The 22,200-nt window shown below is 67.8% G+C and carries 22 protein-coding genes; 19 read left to right on the forward strand and 3 right to left on the reverse strand.

The genetic code is table 11. The features are described 5' to 3' along the window. Positions 1-1,739, forward strand: a 1,739-nt coding sequence (locus E1291_RS25230) for an ABC transporter permease (protein ID WP_131740466.1), incomplete at its 5' end; no start/stop codon positions are given. A gap of 236 nt (positions 1,740-1,975) precedes the next feature. Here E1291_RS25230 and E1291_RS25235 read toward each other — a convergent pair. Further along, positions 1,976-2,176: a hypothetical protein gene (locus E1291_RS25235; protein ID WP_131740467.1), complete on the reverse strand. Its 201-nt coding sequence runs from the start codon at positions 2,174-2,176 to the stop codon at positions 1,976-1,978. A gap of 545 nt (positions 2,177-2,721) precedes the next feature. Between E1291_RS25235 and E1291_RS25240 the strand changes: the two genes are divergently transcribed. From E1291_RS25240 to E1291_RS25320, 17 genes are all read left to right on the forward strand, one after another. Further along, entirely contained in the window at positions 2,722-3,516 is a 795-nt protein-coding gene (locus tag E1291_RS25240; protein WP_131740468.1) for a hypothetical protein, read from the forward strand. Between the two features lie 382 nt (positions 3,517-3,898). After that, positions 3,899-4,372: a helix-turn-helix domain-containing protein gene (locus tag E1291_RS25245; protein WP_207400927.1), complete on the forward strand. Its 474-nt coding sequence runs from the start codon at positions 3,899-3,901 to the stop codon at positions 4,370-4,372. 219 nt (positions 4,373-4,591) lie between these two features. After that, complete coding sequence (locus tag E1291_RS25250; protein ID WP_131740469.1) at positions 4,592-5,011, forward strand: hypothetical protein; 420 nt, start codon at positions 4,592-4,594, stop codon at positions 5,009-5,011. Next, a complete protein-coding gene (locus E1291_RS25255; protein WP_131740470.1) occupies positions 5,008-6,240 on the forward strand; it encodes an MAB_1171c family putative transporter in 1,233 nt (410 codons plus the stop codon). The genes E1291_RS25250 and E1291_RS25255 overlap by 4 nt, the downstream gene beginning before the upstream one ends. Positions 6,241-6,299: 59 nt before the next feature. Further along, on the forward strand, positions 6,300-7,496 hold the full coding sequence (locus E1291_RS25260; protein ID WP_207400928.1) for a cytochrome P450 family protein: 1,197 nt from the start codon (positions 6,300-6,302) through the stop codon (positions 7,494-7,496). A gap of 895 nt (positions 7,497-8,391) precedes the next feature. Then, positions 8,392-8,877, forward strand: coding sequence for an ATP-binding protein (locus E1291_RS25265; protein ID WP_131740471.1), 486 nt, complete (start codon positions 8,392-8,394; stop codon positions 8,875-8,877). A gap of 153 nt (positions 8,878-9,030) precedes the next feature. Further along, positions 9,031-9,423, forward strand: a complete 393-nt coding sequence (locus tag E1291_RS25270) for a hypothetical protein (RefSeq protein ID WP_131740472.1) — start codon at positions 9,031-9,033, stop codon at positions 9,421-9,423. Positions 9,424-10,328: 905 nt separating this feature from the next. Beyond that, positions 10,329-10,901, forward strand: a complete 573-nt coding sequence (locus tag E1291_RS25275; protein WP_242614359.1) for an SAF domain-containing protein — start codon at positions 10,329-10,331, stop codon at positions 10,899-10,901. Positions 10,902-10,947: 46 nt separating this feature from the next. Beyond that, positions 10,948-11,706 carry a CpaE/TadZ family protein gene (locus E1291_RS25280; protein ID WP_131740474.1) on the forward strand — a complete coding sequence of 253 codons (759 nt, stop codon included), beginning with the start codon at positions 10,948-10,950 and terminating at the stop codon, positions 11,704-11,706. A gap of 110 nt (positions 11,707-11,816) precedes the next feature. Then, positions 11,817-13,073, forward strand: coding sequence for a TadA family conjugal transfer-associated ATPase (locus tag E1291_RS25285; protein ID WP_131740475.1), 1,257 nt, complete (start codon positions 11,817-11,819; stop codon positions 13,071-13,073). Then, complete coding sequence (locus tag E1291_RS25290; protein WP_131740476.1) at positions 13,070-13,957, forward strand: type II secretion system F family protein; 888 nt, start codon at positions 13,070-13,072, stop codon at positions 13,955-13,957. Before E1291_RS25285 ends, E1291_RS25290 begins: the two co-directional genes overlap by 4 nt. After that, positions 13,954-14,850: a hypothetical protein gene (locus E1291_RS25295; RefSeq protein WP_131740477.1), complete on the forward strand. Its 897-nt coding sequence runs from the start codon at positions 13,954-13,956 to the stop codon at positions 14,848-14,850. The genes E1291_RS25290 and E1291_RS25295 overlap by 4 nt, the downstream gene beginning before the upstream one ends. A 33-nt stretch (positions 14,851-14,883) precedes the next feature. Continuing rightward, positions 14,884-15,120, forward strand: coding sequence for a hypothetical protein (locus E1291_RS25300; RefSeq protein ID WP_131740478.1), 237 nt, complete (start codon positions 14,884-14,886; stop codon positions 15,118-15,120). Between the two features lie 116 nt (positions 15,121-15,236). After that, a complete protein-coding gene (locus E1291_RS25305; protein ID WP_131740479.1) occupies positions 15,237-15,563 on the forward strand; it encodes a pilus assembly protein in 327 nt (108 codons plus the stop codon). Beyond that, the gene (locus E1291_RS25310) at positions 15,560-16,006 is read left to right on the forward strand and encodes a TadE/TadG family type IV pilus assembly protein (RefSeq protein WP_131740480.1); all 447 of its coding nucleotides are present in this window, start codon (positions 15,560-15,562) and stop codon (positions 16,004-16,006) included. Before E1291_RS25305 ends, E1291_RS25310 begins: the two co-directional genes overlap by 4 nt. A 59-nt stretch (positions 16,007-16,065) precedes the next feature. Then, complete coding sequence (locus tag E1291_RS25315) at positions 16,066-16,461, forward strand: pilus assembly protein TadG-related protein (RefSeq protein ID WP_165495280.1); 396 nt, start codon at positions 16,066-16,068, stop codon at positions 16,459-16,461. Continuing rightward, on the forward strand, positions 16,458-19,298 hold the full coding sequence (locus tag E1291_RS25320; RefSeq protein ID WP_131740482.1) for a BTAD domain-containing putative transcriptional regulator: 2,841 nt from the start codon (positions 16,458-16,460) through the stop codon (positions 19,296-19,298). The genes E1291_RS25315 and E1291_RS25320 overlap by 4 nt, the downstream gene beginning before the upstream one ends. Positions 19,299-19,609: 311 nt before the next feature. Here E1291_RS25320 and E1291_RS45210 read toward each other — a convergent pair whose 3' ends face one another. Beyond that, the gene (locus tag E1291_RS45210) at positions 19,610-19,780 is read right to left on the reverse strand and encodes a hypothetical protein (RefSeq protein WP_165495281.1); all 171 of its coding nucleotides are present in this window, start codon (positions 19,778-19,780) and stop codon (positions 19,610-19,612) included. A 53-nt stretch (positions 19,781-19,833) separates the two neighbouring features. Beyond that, on the reverse strand, positions 19,834-20,964 hold the full coding sequence (locus E1291_RS25325; protein ID WP_131740483.1) for a helix-turn-helix domain-containing protein: 1,131 nt from the start codon (positions 20,962-20,964) through the stop codon (positions 19,834-19,836). A gap of 267 nt (positions 20,965-21,231) precedes the next feature. Between E1291_RS25325 and E1291_RS25330 the strand changes: the two genes are divergently transcribed. Beyond that, entirely contained in the window at positions 21,232-21,681 is a 450-nt protein-coding gene (locus E1291_RS25330) for a hypothetical protein (protein ID WP_131740484.1), read from the forward strand. Positions 21,682-22,200: the final 519 nt, after the last annotated feature.

Raw genomic sequence — 22,200 nt, forward strand, 5'->3', positions numbered from 1 at the left:
CCGCCGGGCTCGGCCTGGCCGCGCTCACCGGGCGGCTGGCGTTCGGAGCCGTCCGGTTCGGCACCGATGCCGGCGCGGCCGCACTGTGGGCGGCGATCGCCGCGGCGGCGGGGCTGCTCATCGCGGCTCTCACCGTGCTGCTGCCCGCCGCGCGCGACGCGCGCACCATCGGCGTCGTCACCGCGCGCCGCGCGATCGGCCCGCCGCGGCGCGCACCGGCCTGGATGCGCTACGGACTGGACCTGTGGCTGCTGGCCGCATCCGCCCTGGTCTTCTGGATCACCAGCCGCAACGGCTACTCGATCGTGCTGGTGCCCGAGGGCCTGCCGACCATCTCCGTCAGCTACTGGGCCTTCGCCGGCCCCGCCCTGCTGTGGACGGGGGCAGGCCTGCTGGCCTGGCGCGCCGTGCACACGATGCTCGCCCCGCGCCGCACCGCCGCACCGGCCCTCCCCACCCGGCCCTCCAGCGGGACCGCCAGTCCGGCATCCCCGCAACGAGGCGCGATCACCGCAGGCGAACCGCTGCGCCGCCGGCTCGTCAAGCGCCTGCTTCGCCCGGTCGCCGGGCCACTGACCGGGACCGTCACCGCCACCCTCAGCGGCCAGCGCACCCTGCTCGCCCGCACGGTCTCGCTCGCCGCGCTCGCCGTGGTGTTCGCGACCTCCACCGCCGTGTTCGACGCCACCTACCGCCAGCAGGCCCACGCCGACGCCCAGCTGACCAACGGCGCCGACGTCACCGTCACCGAATCTCCCGGAGCCTACGCGCCGCCGTCACTGGAGAAGCAGATCACCGCCGCACCGGGCGTCCGCAGTGCCGAGCCACTCCAGCACCGCTTCGCCTACGTCGGCTCCGACCTGCAAGACCTCTACGGCATCCGCGCCGCCACCATCGCCCGCACCACCCATCTGCAAAACGCCTACTTCAGCGGCGGCACCGCCCACGACCTGCTGGGCACCCTCGCGCGCCGGCCCGACGCCGTGCTGGTCAGCGCGGAAACCGTCCACGACTTCCAACTGCATCCCGGCGACCTGCTGCGGCTGCGGCTGCAGGATGGGCGCACCAAGCAGTACCGCACCGTCCAGTTCCACTACGCCGGCGTCGTCAAGGAATTCCCGACCGCGCCACGCGACAGCTTCCTGGTCGCCAACGCCGACTACCTCGCCCGCCAGACCGGCACCGACACCGTCGGCACCTTCCTGGTCAACACCCGCGGCGGCGCCTCCCCGCCCGCGGTCGCGCACACGCTGCGGACCCGGCTCGGCCCGCAGGCGCAGATCACCGACATCCACACCACCCGCGACCTCGTCGGCTCCAGCCTCACCGCAGTCGATCTCGGCGGCCTGACCCGCATCGAACTCGGCTACGCCTCCGTCCTGGTCGCCCTCGCCACCGGCCTGCTGCTGGCCCTCGGTTTCACCGAACACCGCCGCAACTTCGCCCTGGTCCGCGCGATGGGCGCCCGTCCCCGCCAGGTCGGCTCGTTCATCTGGGCCGAGGTCGCGGTCGTCCTGGCGGGCGCGGCGACGCTCGGCACCCTGGGCGGCTGGATCCTGTCCCAGATGCTGGTCAAGGTGCTGACGGGCGTATTCGACCCACCGCCCGACCACCTCGCCGTGCCCTGGGCCTACCTCGGCTCCGTCGCCGGCGCCGGCATCACCGTCACCATCGCCGCGGCCCTCGTCGCACTCCGCGCCGCCAACCGCCCGCCCCTCACCGTCCTGCGGGACCTGTGACGTGCCGCACTCAGCGAAACATGCCGGTGCGGCCGAGTACCCGGCCGCCATCGACTGCACCGCAGCGCAACCGCGCTCCCGCCAGAGCGGGTCGGCGCGGTCTCACAGTGGAACCGCGGGCGGTTCGTGCACGTCGCCTCCATCACCGCCGAGAACGGCAGCACCGTGCCGCGACTGACCACCCACGGAACAAGGCACCCGATCATGCCTTCGCCGCCCTACAGCGGCGGGGCCCCTCAGACCGCGTTGCCGGCCAGTTCACTCACCACCACCGCGACGTCCTCCTCGCGGCCGGTACCGGCGAACAGGGTCTTCACGAAGTTTCGCGCCGCCTGGACCTGGTCTCCACGCCCCGGGTACACCCGGCGCCACCGCATCGGCTCGGACTTCCACAGCCAATCCCCTGCCGAGGACAACTGCCAGCTTCCCTTCTTCATCCCCCGAACTTCTCCCTTCGCCCGGCCACACGCCGCCGCTCGATACGGCTGATCCCCAACGAGCGGCCGGGACCAGATCAGCGCCCACCTCCATTCCGGCCGTCAAGTCGAGCAACGACGACGCCGCGGACAGTGCTCAGCACAAGGCACGGCGCACGCCTGATCCCATGCCAAGGGCACGCTTGGAGCCAGCGATGCACTGTCGCCGACGGTCAGTGCCGCCACCGAAGCCCTGGTCACGCGCTCGCCAGAGGCCGCCGACCGCGACGACGGAACCGGCGAAGCAGCGTTGACCCAATCCATACGCAGCCATCCTGTGCGCAGCATCACCGCAGGTCAGCGAGATTCTCGGCACGCGCACCAGCTTTACCGTCCCTGCCCGCGAAGTGTTCAACGGCACCGTCTCCGCAGGTCAGCACGTTTGCTGGCGAACCGCTGACACTCCCGTGGACACCTGCGCTGCCCATGCGCTGCTCATGATCTGCCTACGCCATCGTCGATACCTGACGGCACCAGAGACCGCCACGACCTCCAAAGGGGCCGTCATGACCAACACCCACAACCTCCACCAGCTCCTGAACGACGCAGCCGACAACGCGCTCACCGTCGCCGAGCGTTCCTTCCAACTGCTGATCACCGGCCCCCAGCCCCTGGCCATCGACGGCCACGCCGTCGGGCATGGCCTGCCCCACAGGCCGGTGGACCTGGGCGAGCTACGGACGCTGCTGTTGAAGCGCAGCGCATCTGACGAGCTGAAGGACGCTGCCTGGAGGCAGCTCGTACAGCACGCGCGCAGCGGCGATCCCGCATGGACGATCGGCTGCGTCGGCATGGCGATGCCCGGGCTGAAGAACACCGCCGCGCGCGTCCTGCGAACCAGCCCCGCCCAGCTCGCCGACGACATCGTGTCTGAACTACTGACCGAGTTCGTCGCCCAACTGACGCGAATCGACCTCACCCGCCGGCACATCGCCGCGCGTCTGATGCTCTGGGCCCGCAAGGGCGCCCAGCGCGCTCGCGGCAGGGAACTGCGCCACATGCCGTGCGACCCGCACGAGCTCCCCGACCACGGGGTGCCGGCCAACTCCGCTCCAGTTACCATCGACCCGATCGCGCTGGTCCTGGAGGCTGCACGCCAGGAGATAGTCAGCCCATCCGCCGCCGAGCTGATCATTGCGACTCGACTGGACGGCACCGCTATGCAAGATCCCGCTCGTGACCGGGGTGTACCGGTAAAGCGTCTGTACAAGCAGCGGCAAGTCGCCGAAGCTCGCGTCGTGGCCGCGATCAAGGATGGCCGGATTTCAGCAATGTCAGTCCGCCCCGCTGGTGGAATCTGAGATCCAGAGGAGGAACATCGGCGTCCTCTCAGGAGCCAGATAGCAGACCACGGTCAACACCGATGATCGCCATCAGCAGGATTTGCGTCGTTCATCCACGCCGATCTGACCTTGAAACGATCGTTAAGCAAGGAAAGGAAGTCTCCGGCCGGACACGGGAAATCACCTCAGCGCCATCACACAGATCAGCTGCACCGTTTTGAGCAAGCAAGGTGTACTGGCGCGGCGTCAGTGCGCCAGGAAGCGTTAGTTCCGCAAACGATGGTGAAATGCGGCGAATGAGCTCCTTGTCGGGCCCGGTGACGCAAGTGACGCACTCGCGATAGACGCCGGTGATATACTGTTGACCAGGTCTTCCGGGCCTGGAGGGGGGAGATGCACAGTGACCAACGACGAAGCCGCGCCGGCGAGCGTGGCCGACGGCGTGCCGCCTCTCGCTCGCAAGATCGACTACCTGTTCCGCCGAATGCACCCCAGTGGCCGCGGACCCTACTCACTCCAGGAGGCCGCGACCAAGGTCGAGGAGCTGACCGGGGAGAAGATCAGCCACAACACGTTGTGGAAGCTGCGGACAGGCAAACACGACAATCCCACCAAGCGCGTCCTGGAGGCCCTGGCGAGCTTCTTCGGCGTACCTCCCTCGTACTTTTTCGACGACGAGGTGTTCAGAGCCGTCGAGGAGCAGATCGAGTTGCTGACCTTGCTGCGCGATACCGGGGTACGTACCGCGCACCTGCGCAGTTTTCTGCAGTTGTCGCCCGAGGCCCAGCAGCTCGTTGGCGCGCTGATCGAGTCGACCGCACGTTTGGAGCAGCGCGCCAAATCGGACAATGCCGACTCTTCCCGAGAGAGTTGAGTCGCCTATGACACAATCACAGCCAGTAGTGAGAAGGTAGCGCCAGGTCCGGTCGGCGGGTGTGAGCGCCGGGCGAAGATACCGGGGAGGTAGCCGGTGCCCAGAGGCGCGCTCCGACGACGGTGCCGTGCTCGTGTCGATGCGCTGAAGATCCCGGAGCCATGGGACTTCGAAGAGTTCTGCGACCACGTCTCGGCTTACACCGGGCGCGTACTCCGGATGATCCCGGTCTCGGCCATGCCAGAGGGCCTGTGTGGAATGTATGTCTCCACCGCCGAGACCGACTACGTCTACACGACGTCGAGGACCACGCCGTTCCACCGGCAACACATCGCGTTGCATGAGATCGGTCATCTACTTGCCGACCATCAAGGTGGAGCGGGCACGGGCGAACTGGCTGCGGCGTTGCTGCCCGATCTGAACCCCGCGCTGGTGCGTGCGGTGCTGGGACGTACTGGTTACACCAGTGAGCAAGAGCGCGAGGCCGAGTATTTCGCCACTCTGGTCACGCAGCGGTCGCGGCCTGCCCAGGCTGATCGTCGGATGGCTGCCGCAGATCCAGTCATCGCCGCTGTACTCGATCGGTTGGACGACACCTGGGGCCGATCGGCGTTCCGGCGTTCCGAGGGTCGTCGTTGACCAACGCGGTGTTCTGGGTGGTGGCCGCTGCCGCGTTTGCCGCGGCCGGGGGAAAGGCTCGTGGTCTTCGCGGCCCTGATCGCCCGCCGGGGCTGGGCTCGACGTGCCTGCTGCTGGTGACGGTTGGACTGGCCTTGGTGTTGATCTCGAACGGGGCGCAGCGCGTGGAGAACGCGGTGTACCCCAATCTCGGTCGCCTCCTGTCCAACCTGTGTACGACGGTTGCGGCCTTCGCCATCCTGGCGCACGTGCTGAGCGTCACGCGCCCACGGCAGGAGGCTCAGGCGCGAATACGCAGGTGCTTTGGAGCATTGCTCGTCGCCGTCAGCGCGATGACCGGGCTGTTTATCATCAGCCCATTGCCGCCTATTGTCGGGGACTTCGGTCCTCTTTATCATGACCGTCCCGCTCTGGTTGGCTACATCCTGATCTTCGTGGTTTTCCTGGGGTGGGCTTTCACTGTTCTCGCGGTGATCACCATTCGGTACGCGGGGCCGGCCGCACGGCCTGCGCTGAGGAGCGGTCTGCGGATCGTGACCGTGGGATGCGTCCTGGTGATCGTCTATCTGGTCGAGAAGACGGTGGGAGTGGTCACGCTGTGGCTGCGGCTGGACCCACTGATATCGGGGCATGATCAGCCGTGTCCCAGTCCGCTGTACCCTCCCGGGTGCGCGTTCGCGATCGGCCTCCCTGTGCTGGCTGCGCTGGCCATCACGGTCGGCATGACTCTGCCCGCGTGGGGACCCAGCGCAGCGGCTCCAGTTCGGTGGCTGCGGTACTGGCGGGCCTATCGCCGCCTGCGCCCACTGTGGAGGGCGTTGGCGGCGGCGATGCCGCAGATCGTGCTGCCCAGGAGCGGCCCAGATCGTTTCAGCTACCGCTACGGCGTCCATCGACGTGTGATCGAGATCCGCGATGGGCTGATGATCCTTGAGCCCTACCACGGCTCCGACGCTGGACGTCGTGCCGAGAAGACCGTGTGCGGCGCCGGGCTCGATACCCAGGATGCCCGTCGGTCAGAGGCACTGCGAGAGGCGGCAGCAGTCCATGTGGCCCTGACCACCTACAAGGCCAGACGATCGGTCGAGGGGGACGCCCGGGGCGGCACTCCTCAGATGGGCCTCCAGGACGAAGCCACGATGAACACCCTCGGGGGCGATCTGGACCGCGAGGCCGACTGGCTGGGGCAAGTGTCCGCAGCCTTCTCCCGCCTCGAACAGCCGTATTGAGGACCCACCTCGTGAACCCCACTGCGCCCGAGTGACCGCGATCTCGTCTGAGGAGTCCCGTGTTCGATGACGCTTTCCACCGCGACCCGTACCAGGTCTATGACAGGTTGCGCCGCCAAAGCCCGGTTCAGCAGGTGAAGGTCTCCCCGCGCGGCCATCACACCTGGATGATCACCGGATACGCGCAGGCCCGCGCCGCCCTGGCCGACCCACTGCTGAGCAGGAACACCCGCCGCTTCGGTTACCTGTTCGGCGACCGCCGCGACATCGCCCCAGCACTGTTGAACAACATGCTGGCCACTGATCCCCCCGACCACACCCGGCTGCGCCGCCTGGCCGCCGGGGCGTTCACCGCCGCCGCCGTGGACCAGCTCCGCCCGCGGATCCAGCAGATCACCGATGACCTCCTGGACGCGATCGCGCCTCGGGGAGCCGCTGATCTGATCAATGAATTCGCCATACCGCTGCCGGTCACCGTCATCTGCGAACTGCTGGGCGTTCCTGAACGCGACCGGCCGCAGCTCCGCCGATGGTCCAACGACCTGTTCACCAGCGACGCCGCCGGCCGCGACAAGGCATCCCACGGAATCGCCGACCACATGACGGCCCTGGTCGCTCGCAGATACCACGCCGACCACGACACGGCGGGCAAAGACGGTGATCTGCTCGACACCCTCATCGCGGCCCGCCAAGGCAATGACCGCCTCAGCCGGCAAGAGCTGGTGTCGCTGGCGGTGCTCCTGATCATCGCGGGACACGAGACCACCACCAACCTGATCGGCAACGCCGTCCTGGCCCTGCTCCTCCACCCCGCTCAGTACGCGGCCGCGGCCGCCGATCCCGACCGGCTCGGCCCTGCCATCGAGGAGATCCTGCGCTACGACTCCCCGCTCGGAATCGCGACCGTCCGGTTCACCACACAACCGGTCACCTACGGCCCCACCACGATCCCCGCCGAGCAGATCGTCATGATCAGCCTCGGCGCGGCCAACCGCGATCCCGCCCAGTACCCCACCGCCGGAGCCCTCGACCTCGCCCGCGACAGGCCCGGGCACCTGGCCTTCGGTCACGGCCCCCACTACTGCCTGGGATCCGCGCTGGCCCGCGCAGAAGCCCACGCGGCCCTGGCCGGCCTGCTGCGCCGACTCCCCCGCCTGCGTCTGGGCACGACGCCCGAGCAGCTTGCCTGGCGTCCCAGCCGGATGATGCGCGGCCTGCGCGCTCTTCCCGTCCGCTGGGACACCGTCTCCCGCTGAACCTCGCGGGCCGTCCATCACTTTTACTCCGCCATCGATGACGATCTGCCAGGTTTTGTTGACAGCCAGCCAACAGATAACTACTCTCCGTAGACATCTCTTCACTTATAAGTGAAGAGAGTCGTTCAGATGACGACTCCACGGGGAGACTCGCATGGACCACGTTGTCCACGCACCAAACAGACGAGGCACCGACTGGCCCGACGGCGGGAAGGGCTTCCAGCCCGCCCCGCACGCTTCGCGCCACAACAGCGGTTCCCGCACCGATCCTCCAGGGCTCGACCCCGGACTGACGGCCGTCGACATCGCGGCCGAGGTGATCTCCATCAGTCCCGAACCGTGTTACGCCACCGCGATCACGGGAGTGAGTTGGGTCATGACCGCTGCACCGTCCGCCACGCCTGCCATACGCCTCCCGGCACACCGACTGCCCGCTGGACCGGAACCGCCGATCAGCATTTGCGCCACCGGGGTCCGGTCAATCCCGTTGGAGGTGGATCCGTCCTGCCTGACGGCACACCACCTCATTAGCACCGAGGCATAAGCTCAGCAGAAGCCCCGAAAGCGCAAGTTTCCCAGGGCCCTTCTCGGTTCAAGCAACAGCCACGAACGACGAGCCGGGGTGGAGCCAGCGAGTGGACGCGGCCCCACAGCCGACAAGGTTCTCGTGAGCGATCCGGCGATATCGAAGCCGTGATCGCCTAGACCAACCTGTGGTGGATCGGGGCATCAAGACCCTCCAACCAAGAATTGCCGCTTCCCCTAGGAATGCCGCCGAGGGGAGCCAGCGGCTCCTGCCCGTGGTCCGATTCACCGCAAGTGATCAATTCATTGAATCCACCAGCAATCCCTGGATGCACACGCCGCGAAGGCACAGCAATCAGGAGAAGGCTCGATGAATGTGAACGCCGTCACCACACCTACCAGACTGGCCGGAACGCGCTACTACCCTGCCCAGCGCTCGATCGTCGGCGCAGCTCGGCGCCAAGTCGCCGCCATGCTTTGTGAATGGCGTCTCCCGGTCTCGATGGACGATGCGGAACTGACCGTCAGCGAACTGGTGACCAACGCCGTCCGGCTGTCGGGGCCGTCGGACCAGGTTGCCGTCCACCTGCGGTGGATCGGCATCGGACTGGTGATCGGCGTCTGGGACTCCTCACCGGCCATGCCGATCGCCAGCACGGTCGGGGGGCTGACGCTGGATGACATCACCCCCGATCCCAAGGCTCTCGAGGACGACGATAATCGGGCAGGCGGCTGGGGCCTTCCGCTGGTGGAAGCAGTGGCCAGCGCATTCCAGGTGGAGCGAACCTCGTCGCCAGCCGGCAAGTGGGTAATCACGCTCCTCCGCCACAGCCATAGCGACACAAAAGGAGAGTGATGATGTCCCGGACACCCAGCCGCCAAGGTCGTTCGCCAATACTCGATACTGATATCAGCCGTTATCCTGCTCATAACAGGGTGCGCCAATGAAGACAATCCAGTCCCACTGCCCACCGCAGCCGCCCCACGTCTGGCTTCACCATCGCCTCCTGTGGACGAAGCGATCAAACGCTCTTACATCGCATTCATCGAGATCCTCGATCGCGCCGACTCGTTACCAGAAGGCACACGCAGGCAGCAACTATCACTTCATATGACCGACCCGCAACTGACCAAGGTGATCGACAGGATCAAGGAAATGAAGAGAAAGAACCTAGTCGCTTACGGAAGGGTGACCACCCACATCCAGAGCATCAGCCTCGATGGCATCGATGCGTCACTTCGCGACTGCCAAGACTCCGGCAATGCCGGAACGATGAACACACTCACCCGAAAGAAGATCAATCGCGGGATCCAGAACGAGAACATCAAGGCTTATCTATCCCGAGGTTCTGACGGGCGATGGCGTGTCACAAAAGCGGTTTCCTTCGGTCGGGGGTGCTGAGCGATACCCTTCTTTCTCGCGCTCTTCTTGAGCGCCACGACGCCACTCAGCCCGACCGTTACCACGTCGCCGCCTCGAGAGCCGATTCCACCAGTCACCAGTGGCAACATCCGCAGCTACTGGTTCGGAGCAGAGCAGGATGGAAAGCCAGCCGGCACCACGGGCGAACCCGAAAGGCCAACGGGAACTCCTTCTCAAGGTGACCAGGAGCAGCCGATCGGTCCTCATGAATGCAAGGTTGTGGGGGACAACGTTCAGGTCTGCGTTCCTGTCCGTGGAAAAGGAGGCAAGCGGAAGGTATCGCCTGCGGAGTTGGCGATGGCGAAGTGGGCGCGGCTACCGATTCCCGCTCCGCATGCCCGAACGGCTCCCCCACGTTCGGACACTGGGCTGGTCGGCTTGCCGGAGTGGTTCTGGGTGACGAATTGGCGGTCGATCAGTGGCCGTATCAGCGCGGGCGCTGTGTGGGTGAAGGTGATGGCCAGGCCAGAAGGCCTGGCGATCTATCCGGGCGACGGGAGTCCTGGTATCCGGTGCGCCGGCCCTGGGGCTGCTTATGACAAGTCCCGTCCAGCGTCTTCGCAGCACACTGACTGCTCCTACACCTTCCGGCAGCCGTCGGTGCATGCGCCGGGCCAGGCGTTCAGGGTGCGGGTGGCAGTGACGTGGGGCGGAACATGGCGGGCTTCGGACGGGTCCGGTGGAACGCTGCCACCTTTGACTCGTTCAGTGGCTCTCCGGCTTGAGATCGCCGAAGCGCAGGGCCTGTACGGATGAGGAGTCGCATGTTCAAGAGTCACACCCTAAGCAGGGCGAGGGTTCCAGAAACTTCTAGTGGACCTGTGCACGCACTGCCGAAACGGTTGGCGCGTCAGCGGCGACCGAGGTGGATTGTCGCGGGGGTGATGTTGCTGGCGCTCGCGATCCTGCTGAACGTGTCCTTGTTCCGGTCGGCTGGTAAGCGGGCACCGGTGGTCCGGGTCGCGCGGGACGTGCCCGTCGGGCAGCGGATCGGCCAAGCAGATCTTGACGTGGTGCGAGTCGCAGCCGATTCGGCTTTGACAACGATCCCAGAGCGTCGACTACGAGAGGTCGTGGGACGCCGGGCAGCGGTGGGGTTGCGCAGGGGGATGCTGCTGGCCGGGTCGCAGCTGGCGACCCGGCCGAGCCTGCAACCCGGGCAGGCGCTGGTGACGGTGCCGCTGAAGACCAGCGCAATGCCGCTGGGGCTGGCACCTGGTTGGCGAGTTCGCGTGGTGATCACGCCTGACCACGAGCAGGCCTCGGGCATAGCGCCGCATCGTGGCCGAGGCCTGGTAACGCGCGATGTTGCCGCAGTCGTCGACCAGGTGGAGGGGCCGGATTCTGAGGGTTCGATGACGGTGTCGCTGTTGGTGGCCGATTCCGAGAGCAGCGCTGTGGCGCAGCAGGCGGCGGTCGGGCTGGTCGTTCTCGTGGTGATCGAGAGGCGGGACTGAGTCGATGGCGTTTTACTGCCTGGTCTCGCCTGGTGGATCCCCGGGAGTGACCACGTCGGCTCTCGGGTTGGCGTTGGGCTGGCCGGGACGAGTGCTCCTTGCCGAGTGCGATCCGCTGGGACGTCGTGTGCTGCCGGGCTTCATGGTCGATCGGATGCGTGGGTCTGCCGGGTCGGGATTGCTCGGCTTGGCGATGGCCGCCGAGGCCGACCCACAGGCCACGCTCGTACCAGACGACCATGTGATGTCGATCGTCGACGACGGCCGCGTGGAGCTGCTGCACGGGCTGGGGGACCCCCGTCACGGGGCCCGGTTGAGGCCGGTGTGGCGGCGGCTGGCCGAGGCGTTGGCGACTCGAGACGGTGACGTAATCGCCGACTTGGGACAGATCGGCGGTGCCGATACCCCGGCCGAGCTGCTGATGGCGGCGGACGCTGTGATCTTGGTGCTCAAGCCCACGCTGGTGCAGGTCGATGCGGCCAAGCCTCGCCTGGATGCCCTCAGGGAGGTGGTGGATGAGCGGGCGGCGGTCGGGGCCTGTCTGATCGCCGATGGCGCTTACACCTCGGCGGAAGTCGAACGGGCGCTTGGTGTCCCGGTACTGGTGGAGCTGCCATTCTCGCGGGCGGATGCGCAGGTGTTGTCGGACGGCGCCCGTCCGCGGTTGACGTTCCGGACGTCGTTGCTGGTGCGTTCACTGGACGCCTTGGGGCGACGAGTCCGAGCGGCTGTTACTGAATCCGAAACCGTCCGTACTGGGATAGCGCGGCCTGTGAGTCCGGCGACCACGGAGGCCAGCCAGTGACCAGGCCAGGTCGGGTATCCACTGAGCCGACGAGCTTCGGTTCGGGAGCTGCGGATCCGGCCGCCGTACGAGGATCCGACGCCGACGGCCAAGCGAGCACATGGGCGGCGGTGCGCGAGGTTTCCGCGCAGTTGCTCGACGGTCTCGGTGACGAGGGCGACCGAGTGCGGGCACGGCAGCTGATCGGTGCACAAGTCCAGGCGTGGGCGAATAAGCAGATGGCGACCGGACGAGTGGTGTCGGCGCTGGAACAGCGGCGGGTAGCGCAGCTGGTGTTCGATCGGCGGTTCGGGTTCGGGGCGCTGCAGCCGTTCCTGGAACGCTCCGATGTGGAGAACATCGTGATCAACGGTTGTCGCCAGACCTGGATCAGCTACACCAACGGTTCCAAGGAGCCGGGCCCGCCAGTCGCTGAGACTGACGAGGACCTGATCGAGTGGGTGCAGCTCCTGGCGCGGCGCGGCAATACGGGTCGGGAGTTCTCCCATGCCTCCCCGCTCTTGGACATCGCGCTCCACGATGGGGTGAGGCTGGCGGTCGTGGGATGGGTGGCGCGGCATCCGCATCTGGCGATCCGTGTCCACCGCCTCGTCGACATCACCCTGGAACAGCTCAGCGACCTCGGCACCCTCACGCCAGCGCTGGAGCAGTTCCTGCGCGCCGCCATCGCCGCACGCCGGAACATCATCGTGTGCGGCGAGGTCAACACCGGCAAGACCACCCTCGTACGGGCCCTCGCCGGGGCGATCCCGCCGCAGGAGCGGATCATCACCCTGGAAAGCGACTTCGAGCTGTTCCTGGACGACCCGCGCCTGGCGCACCGGCACCAGGACGTGGTCGCCCTCGAAGCGCGCCAAGCCAACTCCGAGGGTGCCGGCGAGGTGCGGTTGCAGGACCTGGTGCCAGCGTGTCTGCGCCTCAATCCCGACCGCGTCATTGTCGGTGAGGCCCGACACGGGGAACTCGCTCCGATGCTGGAGGTGATGTACTCGGGCGCGCGCGGATCGATGTGCACTTTGCACGTTCACCGCCCTGAGCACGTCTTCAGCCGCGTCGTCCAGCTCGCTCGCCGCGCGGACCTCGGCCTGGGCGCTGACGACGTGCATCTGATGTTCGGACTCGCCGAACCACTGATCGTCTACCTGGAACGAGATAAGACCACCAACGAGCGGTACGTGTCTCAGGTAATGGAGGTCGGGCCACCCGCCGACTCCTCCGAACCGACCCGCAATCTCGTCTTCACCGCCGGCCAGGACGGCCGCGCCAACCCAGCCGAGGGGCACATCAGCCCGTCTCTCCTGGACGAGCTGCTTGCTCAGGGATTTGATTCCGCGCTCCTGAAACCCGCACGTGGGAGCTGGGCATGACGGACTCACTGGCCGCATTCGCCGGCCTGTGCAGCGCAGGGGGTCTGGTCGTCCTGGTGGCCGGATTCCGGGGCGCCGATGCCGGTCGACAGTACGGCCGGCCGCCTTCCCTGCTCCAAGCCGTAATGCGGTCACCGGCATGGCCGGGGCGCCGCAGCCGCCTCCTGGGTGCTATCGCCGCTGGATTGGCGGCCTTGCTGTTCTCGGGATGGCCGGTGGCGGCGCTCGCGGTCGGGGCCGGGGCGTACGCGCTGCCCCCGATGTTGTCTGGGCGAGAACCGCAGCGACGCATCGCGCGGCTGGAGGCCCTGGCGCAGTGGTCACGACGGCTGGCGGAAATGCTCGGGGCCAGCCGCGGCCTGGAGCAGGCACTGGCCGACAGCGCCCGCGTCGCCCCCGCCGCAATCGCAGAGCCCGTCGGGACGCTGGCCGGGCGGCTGAACAATCACGCCAACACCGACCAATCGCTACGGGCGTTCGCCGATGAACTGGACGACCCGATCGCCGACCTGATCGCCTGCGCTCTGCTGCTGGCGGCCCGTCGCCGCGGCCCGGGTACGTGTGATGCATTGAGTTCGCTGGCCGAGGCGGTCGAGCAGGAGGTGGTCGTTCGCCGGGTGGTCGAGGCCGAGCGGGCCGGACTGCGGACGACCTTGATCGTGATCGTCGCCTCCGTGGGAATCCTGAGCGTGCTGTTCGCGTCGTCACAGACCCTCTCCGACCCGTACGGCACCCCGCTCGGGCAGGGCGTACTCGCGGTCGTCGCCGCCATCTACGCGGCCGGATTGGGGTGGATGCGGCGCCTGGCCGTCCTGTCGACCGGAACCCGCCTCCTTCACACCACCGCCCCGAAGACCATCGGCGAGCAAGGGCCCGACCGGTGACCGCGATCGCCGCTCTGGCCGGATGCCTGGCCACCGCCGGCCTCATCTTGCTCGCCGAGGAGCTGCGGCCCGCGCCACCGCGTCTGGACGCGGCCTTGGCCCGGATCCAGGCCGTGCCGTTTGAGTCGGCTCCGGCCCGCGACGATGACGCGGCCACGGCGGAGCGTGTCGGGCGGTGGCTGGCCGAACGGGTTACGCGTCCCGCGGGGCTGCTCGCGGTTCCTCGCACTGATCTGGCCTTACTCGGTCGCCCGGTCGAGCGGTTCATGCTGGACAAGCTGGCCCTGTTGTTCACCGGTCTGGCCGCCCCCGGGGTCCTCACCGGCCTGGTTGTGGCGGCCGGCGGGTCGCCGCCGTGGGCGCTGCCGACGCTCGGCGGCCTCGCCCTGGGACTGGTACTGGCGCTGGTCCCGGACTGGAACGTCCGCGCCAAAGCCCGGATGCGGCGCCGAGAGTTCCGATACGCCTTCACCTGCTATCTGCAGCTGGTCGTGCTGGAACGCCAGGCCGGGGCCGCGCTGAACGCCGCCCTGGAGGAACCGGCGAAGATCACCAACGGGTGGCCGTTCCAGCGCCTGCACCAGGCATTGACCCGCGCCCGGCACGCTCAGCAGCAGCCCTGGCGAGCACTGGCAGCGCTGGGCGAGGACATCGGTGTCGCTGACCTGATCGACCTGGCGCACACCTCGGAGATCGCCGGGGGCCAGGGCGCCAAGATCCACGACGTCCTGGTCGCCAAGATCACCTCCATGCGGCATGAGGCGTCCGCCGCCGCCCGCGCCGAAGCGGGAGCCCGGACCACCGCGATGTGGGTGCCCACCTGCCTGCTCTTGCTCGGCTTCGTCATCCTGGTCGTTTTCCCGTTCTTCTCCAAGCTCCTGGAATCCGGCTGACCCATCGAGTGCGATCAACGAACACGGGGGATCATGAACAAGCTCACCACCATCGCGATCGGCCTGGCGGCCCGCATAGCGACCACTGCATCCAACCGCGCGGATCAGATGGAGTTGGACCTGCGGCATCACCGCGACCGAGGCTCCGGAGTGGTGGAGACGGTCATCCTGGTGGCCGGTTTCGCCGGGCTCGCCTTCACCATCTACGTGACCGTCTCGGGCAAGGTCCACAGCTGGATCAACAAGATCCCCGGCCCCCACGGCCCATGACCGCCCGACCCCACTCACACGCGCCCCAACACCGGCGCCGAGACGGGCGCGGCTTCCGGCGCCGGGACAGGGACCGGGGCTCGGCCACGGTCGCCGTCGCCATCACCTTCCCCGCCGTGGGGCTGCTGTTCTTGGCGTTGGCGCAGGCGGTCATGGTGGCGGTTGCGCGCGAAGTTGCACTGGCTGCCGCACAGGAAGGACTACGCGTCGCCCGCGCCCGTCACGGCACCCGCCACCAAGGCCACGCCGCCGCCCAAGCGTTCGCCCGCCGCGAGCCCGTCCTGCAGACACCCACGGTCACCGTCTCCGGCGGCACCACCCTGGCCGTACGGGTGACCGGACACGCGCCTTCACTCCTGCCGGGCGTCCACATCGCCGTCGCGCGGACGGCGCGCGGCGCCCGCGAACGCTTCACCACCCCCACCAGCCCCGGACCGCCATGACCGCCCCGAGCAACCGGCCGACGCGGCGACGTGCGCGCGAGGACGGGAACGCCGTGGTCGAGGTCGCCATCCTCGCGCCACTGTTCATCATGTTCCTGGCGGGCCTGCCGATCGCGATGCGCCTAGCCCATGGCGCCGCAGTGGTGGACCAGGCAGCTGCCGACGCCGCGCGCCAGGCCTCCATCGCCCGCACCGCCTCCCAAGCCCGTGCCGCGGCGACCGGCAGCGCGCTGACCTCCCTACGCGACCGCGGCCTGCACTGCACGCCCCGCGTGCGCCTGGACCTGTCCGGCTTCACCCGCCCCCTCGGACAGGACGCCACGGTGGCCGCGCAGGTGACCTGCACCATCCGGCTCGGTGACCTCGCCCTCCCAGGATTGCCCGCTGCACGGACGGTGACCAAGACTCACCGCTCCGCCCTCGACCCCTACCGTGGCCGGTAACCGTGCCGCGCACACTTCTGCGCCGACTCGCTCGCGCCGACGGCCGTCAGCAGGGCAGCGTGAGCATCTTCGCCGTCATCATCACGGCGGTCGTTGTGGTGTTCTTCGGCGCCGTCGTCGACCTCGAACGCGCCCTACAGACCCGCCACGACGCCCACACCCTCGCCCAGGAGGCCGCCCGCGCCGGCGCCGGCCACATCGACCTCGACCGTGCCTACACCCGAGGCCAGTACATCGTCGGCCGTCCCGACGCCGTGCGCGCGGCGCGCACCTACCTGCACGCCGACGGTCACACCGGCACCGTCACCACCGAAGGCGCCCACACCATCCGCGTGCGCGTCCACCTCACCAGGCCCGCGCTGTTCCTACCCATCATCGGGATCACCGCCTTGCACACGGACGCCACCGCCACCGCCACGCTGACCACTGAAGCGCAAGGACCCCGCCAGCCATGAACCACGCCCCGCACCGCCGCGCCCTCGACCTCGCCCGCGGACTGGCCGCCTTGACCGTGCTGGGCGTCCTGCTGGCCGGGGTCCCCGCCACGCTCATCACCGTCAGCAGCCCATCCCTGCCCACCGCGCCGCCGACCTGGACGCAGATCACCACCGCCCTGATGTGGCCCGACACCGACAACCGGCTCTTCCTGCACGCCGTCACCGTGACCTGCTGGGCCGCGTGGGCGATGTTCGTGACCGCCACCATCACCGAGACCCTCGGCTACCTCGCCAGACGCTCCACCCCGGCGCTGCCCAGGCCCGCCCGCCCCGCACAACTGCTGGCCCGGAACCTGGTCACCATGGCCGCCCTCGCTTTCACCACCACCGCCCTCACCCAACACCCCGCCTCCGCCGAGGGCGCACCACCGCCCCACACCGACACACACTCAGCCCCCCACCGACCCGGCGTCACACCGTCCACCCAGCAGACCGACGACCGCCCACCCGCTTCAGAGCCCGAAATCCGTCAAACACGCATGGTCCGCAAAGGCGACACCTTGTGGAGCATCGCCCGCCGCCACTACGGCACCGGCACCCTCTACCCCGCGATCTTCAAAGCCAGCAAGAACGTCGACCAGCCCAGAGGAGCTCCGCCCCTCACCCGCCCCGACCAGATCCAGCCCGGTCAGCGTCTGCGCCTCCCCCACCTCCAGAACCCCCACCGCCCACCAGCCCCGCCCCTGCGCAAACCGCGCCCTGCACGCCCCCACGCCCCCATCCCGAAGGGCGTCTCCACCACCACTCACTCGCCCGCCCGCCAAGCCCCCGGCGAAGCCGCCCCCTCACGAGCCCCACAACCGTTTCCCCAGCCGACCCGTCTGCCGAAAGCATCGTCATCCCCGACGCCGCGTCATTCGGCGGTTGCACCCTCACCGTCCAAGGCGCCGCCGTCCCTTGAGCCTGAGCCGCGGGCGGCCCACCGCGATGACACGCCTTCGGCCATCACCCTGCCCTCCGGATCCCGGATCGGCCTGAGCCTGGCCGGAGCCCTCGCCCTCGCCTTGGCCGCCACCCGCCTACACCGCCGCCGCCGACGCAACCCTCTCCCCACGCCCAACGCGCCCCAATCATCACCCGCCAAACACACAGATACCTCCCTGGCCGAGCCCGTCGCACAGGCCCGCAAAGCCTTCCTGGACACCTACGCCGACCGTGACCAGCCCATCCCCACCGACACCGACCTCATCACCCGCGACCGCCACGCCCCGCCCCCCGATCAGCTCACCCTCGGCACCCGCAACGACGAGCCGATCACCCTGGCCCTCCCCGGCCTGCACCTCGGCCTGACCGGCGACACCACCGCCGTCGCCGCCACCGCCCGTGCCATCGCCGTCGAGCTGCTGGCCGGCGCACGCCGCGACCGTGCAGAGCTCCTCCTCCAGCCCGACGCCCAGCGCTTGTTCCCCGACCTGGACTTCGCCGGACTGACCGAGCCTGCCGCGGCGCTGCCCGGCCTAACCCTTGTCTCCACGCTGGACGCCGCCACCGCGCACCTGGAGGCAGAGATCATCCACCGCGCCCGGCTCCTGGAAACCAGCGATCACCCCGACCTGACCGCCCTACGCGCCGCTGACCCCGCAGAACCTCTGCCCCACGTCCTGCTCATCGCAACCGCCCCCGACCACAGCCCGCACACCCTGCACGCCGTCGTGAACCTGGGACACCGCTACGGCATCGGCGCCCTGCTCCTCGGCCCCGCACCCGCCAGCACCACCGCCCACCTCAACTCCGACGCCACCATCACCAGCGCCCAAGGCCCCCACGCCACCACGCTCACCGGAACACGGCTGTTCCACCTCACCACCGACGACGCCGCAGCCATGCTCCACGCCCTGCACACGGCAACCGGCACACCCGCGCCTACGCCCGCGCCCGCGCTGGCGAGCTCCTGCCCATCAGAGACCAGCGCACCCACCGGACCAGCACCCAGCCCCGACCCTGAACCGCCGACCACTACGAGCTCGCCCCGCGCGGACCATCCCGCCACTGCCCCGAGCGCCCCCGCCGCACTTGTCGCGCCGCCCCACTCCGGCGACCGCCGCCAGCCGCGCCCCGTCGAACTGCAACTGCTCGGCCCGGTTCGCCTGCGCACCGCCGAGGGCCCCATCACCACCGGCCTACGCCGCAGCGCCCGCGATCTCCTCGCCTACCTCGCCCTGCACCCCGACGGCATCACCCGCGACCACGCCATCAACACCCTGTGGCCCGACCACGACCCCGACACCGCCACCGGCACCTTCAACACCGCCGTCAGCAACATCCGCAGAGTCCTGCGCAACGCCACCGGCCTCCGCGAACCCAAATTCCTGATCCACGCCACCGGCCGCTACCACCTCGACTCCCACCTCATCGACACCGACCTCTGGCACCTGATCACCACCCTCAACCACGTCCCCCACGCCGCCGACGACACCCAACGCCTTGGCCTCCTGCACACCATCGCCGACCTCTACAGCGCAGACTTCGCCGCCGACCTCACCCACACCTGGACCGAAACCCACCGCGAACACCTTCGCCGAACCACCACCGACACACTCACCCGCCTCGCCCACCGCCTCCAACACCACCACCCCGACCACGCCCTCACCGCCCTCGAACACGCCATCCACCACGACCCCTACGCCGAACCCCTCTACCGCACCCTCATGACCCTCCAACACCACCTCGGCCACCCCGACGCCGCCAACCGCACCTACCAACTCCTCACCACCCGCCTCCACGACCTCGACACCGAACCCGACGACCAAACCCACCAACTCCACAGCGACATCCAACGCAGACCAAGGGCGTGAAGTCCGGCCACGGTCATCGCCAACAGCAGCCCTCGACTGCGGAGCCGCCCGGCCGCAGCCACCAGCCGGGTGTCGACGTCGATGACGACCTGCATGTTCACCGAGTACCGGTAGTTCTTGGAGGAGACGGTGATCGTCGGGTCGTGGACGGGCACCGGCGTGCCGTCCACGATCAGCATCGTGTCCGGACAATGCCGCCGGGCGGGCGGGGCAAGCATGAGCAGCGGCGCCAGGTGGTCGACCACCTGGTGAGCGGCCGACTTCGGCACCCCGGCCAGCAACGCGACCTGCCACAGCGTGAGGTTGGTGCGCTAGTACACCGCGATCAGCAGCACCCTGTCGGCCAAAGGCACGCTCCACCGCCTGCCGGTGCCGGTCTGCTCACCGCCCCGGCCTGAAACGATCCGCACCGGCTTGCGGAACTGCCGCATCGGCAGGACGGTGAATACCGGCACCCACTCGTCCCGGTCGGCCCTGGTCACCTGCTCCACAGCAAGATCAACAACCAAGATCGTCCAGCGTTGCGGGACAACCCTTAGCGCTGGGCGATTACTGCTTTCAGGTGCTCCCCCGCTTCGCTCAATTCGAGAGAGGATCCCCAAGCAGCGGAGATCTTTAATATGACTTGGGCGCGTTGAGAAACGCGTGCGGATGAGACAAACGGGAGTGCTCGGGCGAGTTCAGTGATTCGATCTGCTGCGTGCGAGGGATCTCCCGCCTTGAGCGCCGTGACGGCCTGTCGCCCCAAGTACTGAGCTCTGAAGAGCGGAGACCACTGCCCGATGAGTTCTGCCGCCTCGTTCAAGAGGCGGCTCGACTCGTCATAGGACTTCAGAGACCCAAATCCGATGCCTACGTCCCCGATCAAGGCTGCTTCTCCGAAGGGGGATAGTCCGCCTACGCCTTGTGCCTGGTCGAGCGCGATTCGAGATGGTGATTCTTGGCCGGGGATAAGGGCGAGTGCGCGCCCTAGCCTCATGTGAAGGGAGGCTAGTTGGCTGTTGCTGACGTCATTCAGACGCAGGCCCAGCTGGGCGTACTTTACCGCGTGGATGGCATCACCACGGTCTGCACACACTCGGCTGAGCGCATCATAGGACCGTGCTTGGAGCTCGCTGCTTTCAACCTGAAGTGCACAGTTGAGCGCAATACGGCCCGCACGCTCCGCCGCATCCATCTTGCCGGCGTCATACAGAACTAGCGTGACCTGGTTCGCGAGTTCAGAAATTGCCATTTGCAACGCAGCATGATCAGGAGCGGAGTCCGAGATTCGCCGTGCGCGCCTGAGATGCTCTACGGCGTTAGTAACCAGCGGGACCCCTCCGAGTTCATACCGGTTGCGAGCCAGCGAGTCGGCAAGAGTACGGACGTAGGCAGGATCTTCGAAGGGGATTGTCTTACGCGACGGAACGAAGATCACAGAGGCGGCGGCGGCGACAAATTCTCTTCGCTCCACTGGGCCCTCCGCTCTGGGCGATAGCTTCACCTCCCAGCCTACGCGAGCGAGCAGCCGAACGCTCTTGGCGAACCCGGTGTCCTTGAGTCCCCGGGAGACCTCCGAGACCCAGCCCTGCGAGACCCCCAGCTCGCGAGCAAGATCGCCCTGTGACCACCCCCGGCTTTCCATGATCATCTTTAGTGCTTCGGGAAGGCTCCCGGCCTCCACTGGAGACCCCCTATCGCTCAGAGCGTTGACCAAACTTCCGTCGTTTGGGCCTACACGGGAAACTATACGGAGCATCACACAGGCAGCGCAGCCCTGAAAGAAGAACGGAGGAAGATTACGAGTTAGAGACGGCCGCCAACTCTTCTTCTCAACATGCCATCACCAAAAATATCTGATCAACCCAACGAAATATGGATATTCTCGCGCGGCATCTTGTCACGCCAACCCCTGCGACCGTGTTGCGGAATTGAAGGTGTCGAACGGCAGGTGACCGCCAACAACTCGCAGAAGCTTCTATTGAAATCAGCAACGGGGAGGGCCTCGATGCATGCCGATGGCAAGCGCACAGGAGCAGCCCACCAGCACCTTGCTGAGTTGGAAGAGGTCATGTCGGCTCGCGGCTGGGCGTGTGAGTTCGTCGAGGTCGGGAGCCAGCTCGGTGGTGATCGGGATGTGCTGCTGCGGATGGAACCGCCGGATGGGCATGGTGATCCGTACCGTGCGGCCGAGGTGCTGGTCCGTGACAGTGCCGAGGGACCGTACTTCGCCTGGGGCCGGACGCCGGAGCGTCCGATCGGTCTGGTCGGCGACATCGATCATGTCGTCCGGGTGATCGTCCACGTGGTGGGTGGTCACCGTTCCCCGCCGCCGCCCCTCCCGCCCGGGTTCAGCGAACTCGTCGCGGCTCTGAGCGAGGAGGAGGGGCCGTCGGGTTGAGCCCGGTGACGCGGCCGGCCGGGTCCTGAGTCCGATCTGCGAGGCCGGTCGTGTCGCCGTTGGTCTCGGCGGCGGCCGAGACCAAGGCCGCGTGGCCCGGCCGCAACGCCGCTGACTCTGCCGGGCCGCGCGGTGCGGAAGCCACGGCGGCGGGGCGACCGCTTGAACTCGGAGCCCCGCCGCCGTCACCAGCACCATCGCCTTTCCCATCACACGCCGCACCTTTGGGACTTCGCCATGCCTGCAAACACCATCAGCACCGCGCCGTGCCTTGGCATCAACGCCATCAAGGCGCAGCTGAAACGCCGGTTCCCCGGGTGGCGGTTCATAGAGACCGACCGGGGCAACTGGTGGGCGCTGCGTGGGCCACTCCCGCGCGGCCAGATGCACCTGGTCGACACCGTGGACGCCAGCGCCCCCGGCCGCGTCCATGGGAGTGGTGTAAGAAAAGGCCACCCCGTGATCCGTTGTGCTAGTTAAGCAGCGATCGCGTTAATTGTCACTTCGGTATCATTGGTG

The sequence above is a fragment of the Actinomadura roseirufa genome, assembly GCF_900659635.1.
Lineage (GTDB): Bacteria > Actinomycetota > Actinomycetes > Streptosporangiales > Streptosporangiaceae > Spirillospora > Spirillospora roseirufa.

Bases quoted from the DNA above. Each gene is read 5' to 3' on its own strand.
- E1291_RS25235 (WP_131740467.1), bottom strand. From the start codon at position 2,176: ATGAAGAAGGGAAGCTGGCAGTTGTCCTCGGCAGGGGATTGGCTGTGG.
- E1291_RS25240 (WP_131740468.1), top strand. From the start codon at position 2,722: ATGACCAACACCCACAACCTCCACCAGCTCCTGAACGACGCAGCCGAC.
- E1291_RS25250 (WP_131740469.1), top strand. From the start codon at position 4,592: ATGATCCCGGTCTCGGCCATGCCAGAGGGCCTGTGTGGAATGTATGTC.
- E1291_RS25265 (WP_131740471.1), top strand. From the start codon at position 8,392: ATGAATGTGAACGCCGTCACCACACCTACCAGACTGGCCGGAACGCGC.
- E1291_RS25275 (WP_242614359.1), top strand. From the start codon at position 10,329: ATGTTGCTGGCGCTCGCGATCCTGCTGAACGTGTCCTTGTTCCGGTCG.
- E1291_RS25290 (WP_131740476.1), top strand. From the start codon at position 13,070: ATGACGGACTCACTGGCCGCATTCGCCGGCCTGTGCAGCGCAGGGGGT.
- E1291_RS25300 (WP_131740478.1), top strand. From the start codon at position 14,884: ATGAACAAGCTCACCACCATCGCGATCGGCCTGGCGGCCCGCATAGCG.
- E1291_RS25310 (WP_131740480.1), top strand. From the start codon at position 15,560: ATGACCGCCCCGAGCAACCGGCCGACGCGGCGACGTGCGCGCGAGGAC.
- E1291_RS25320 (WP_131740482.1), top strand. From the start codon at position 16,458: ATGAACCACGCCCCGCACCGCCGCGCCCTCGACCTCGCCCGCGGACTG.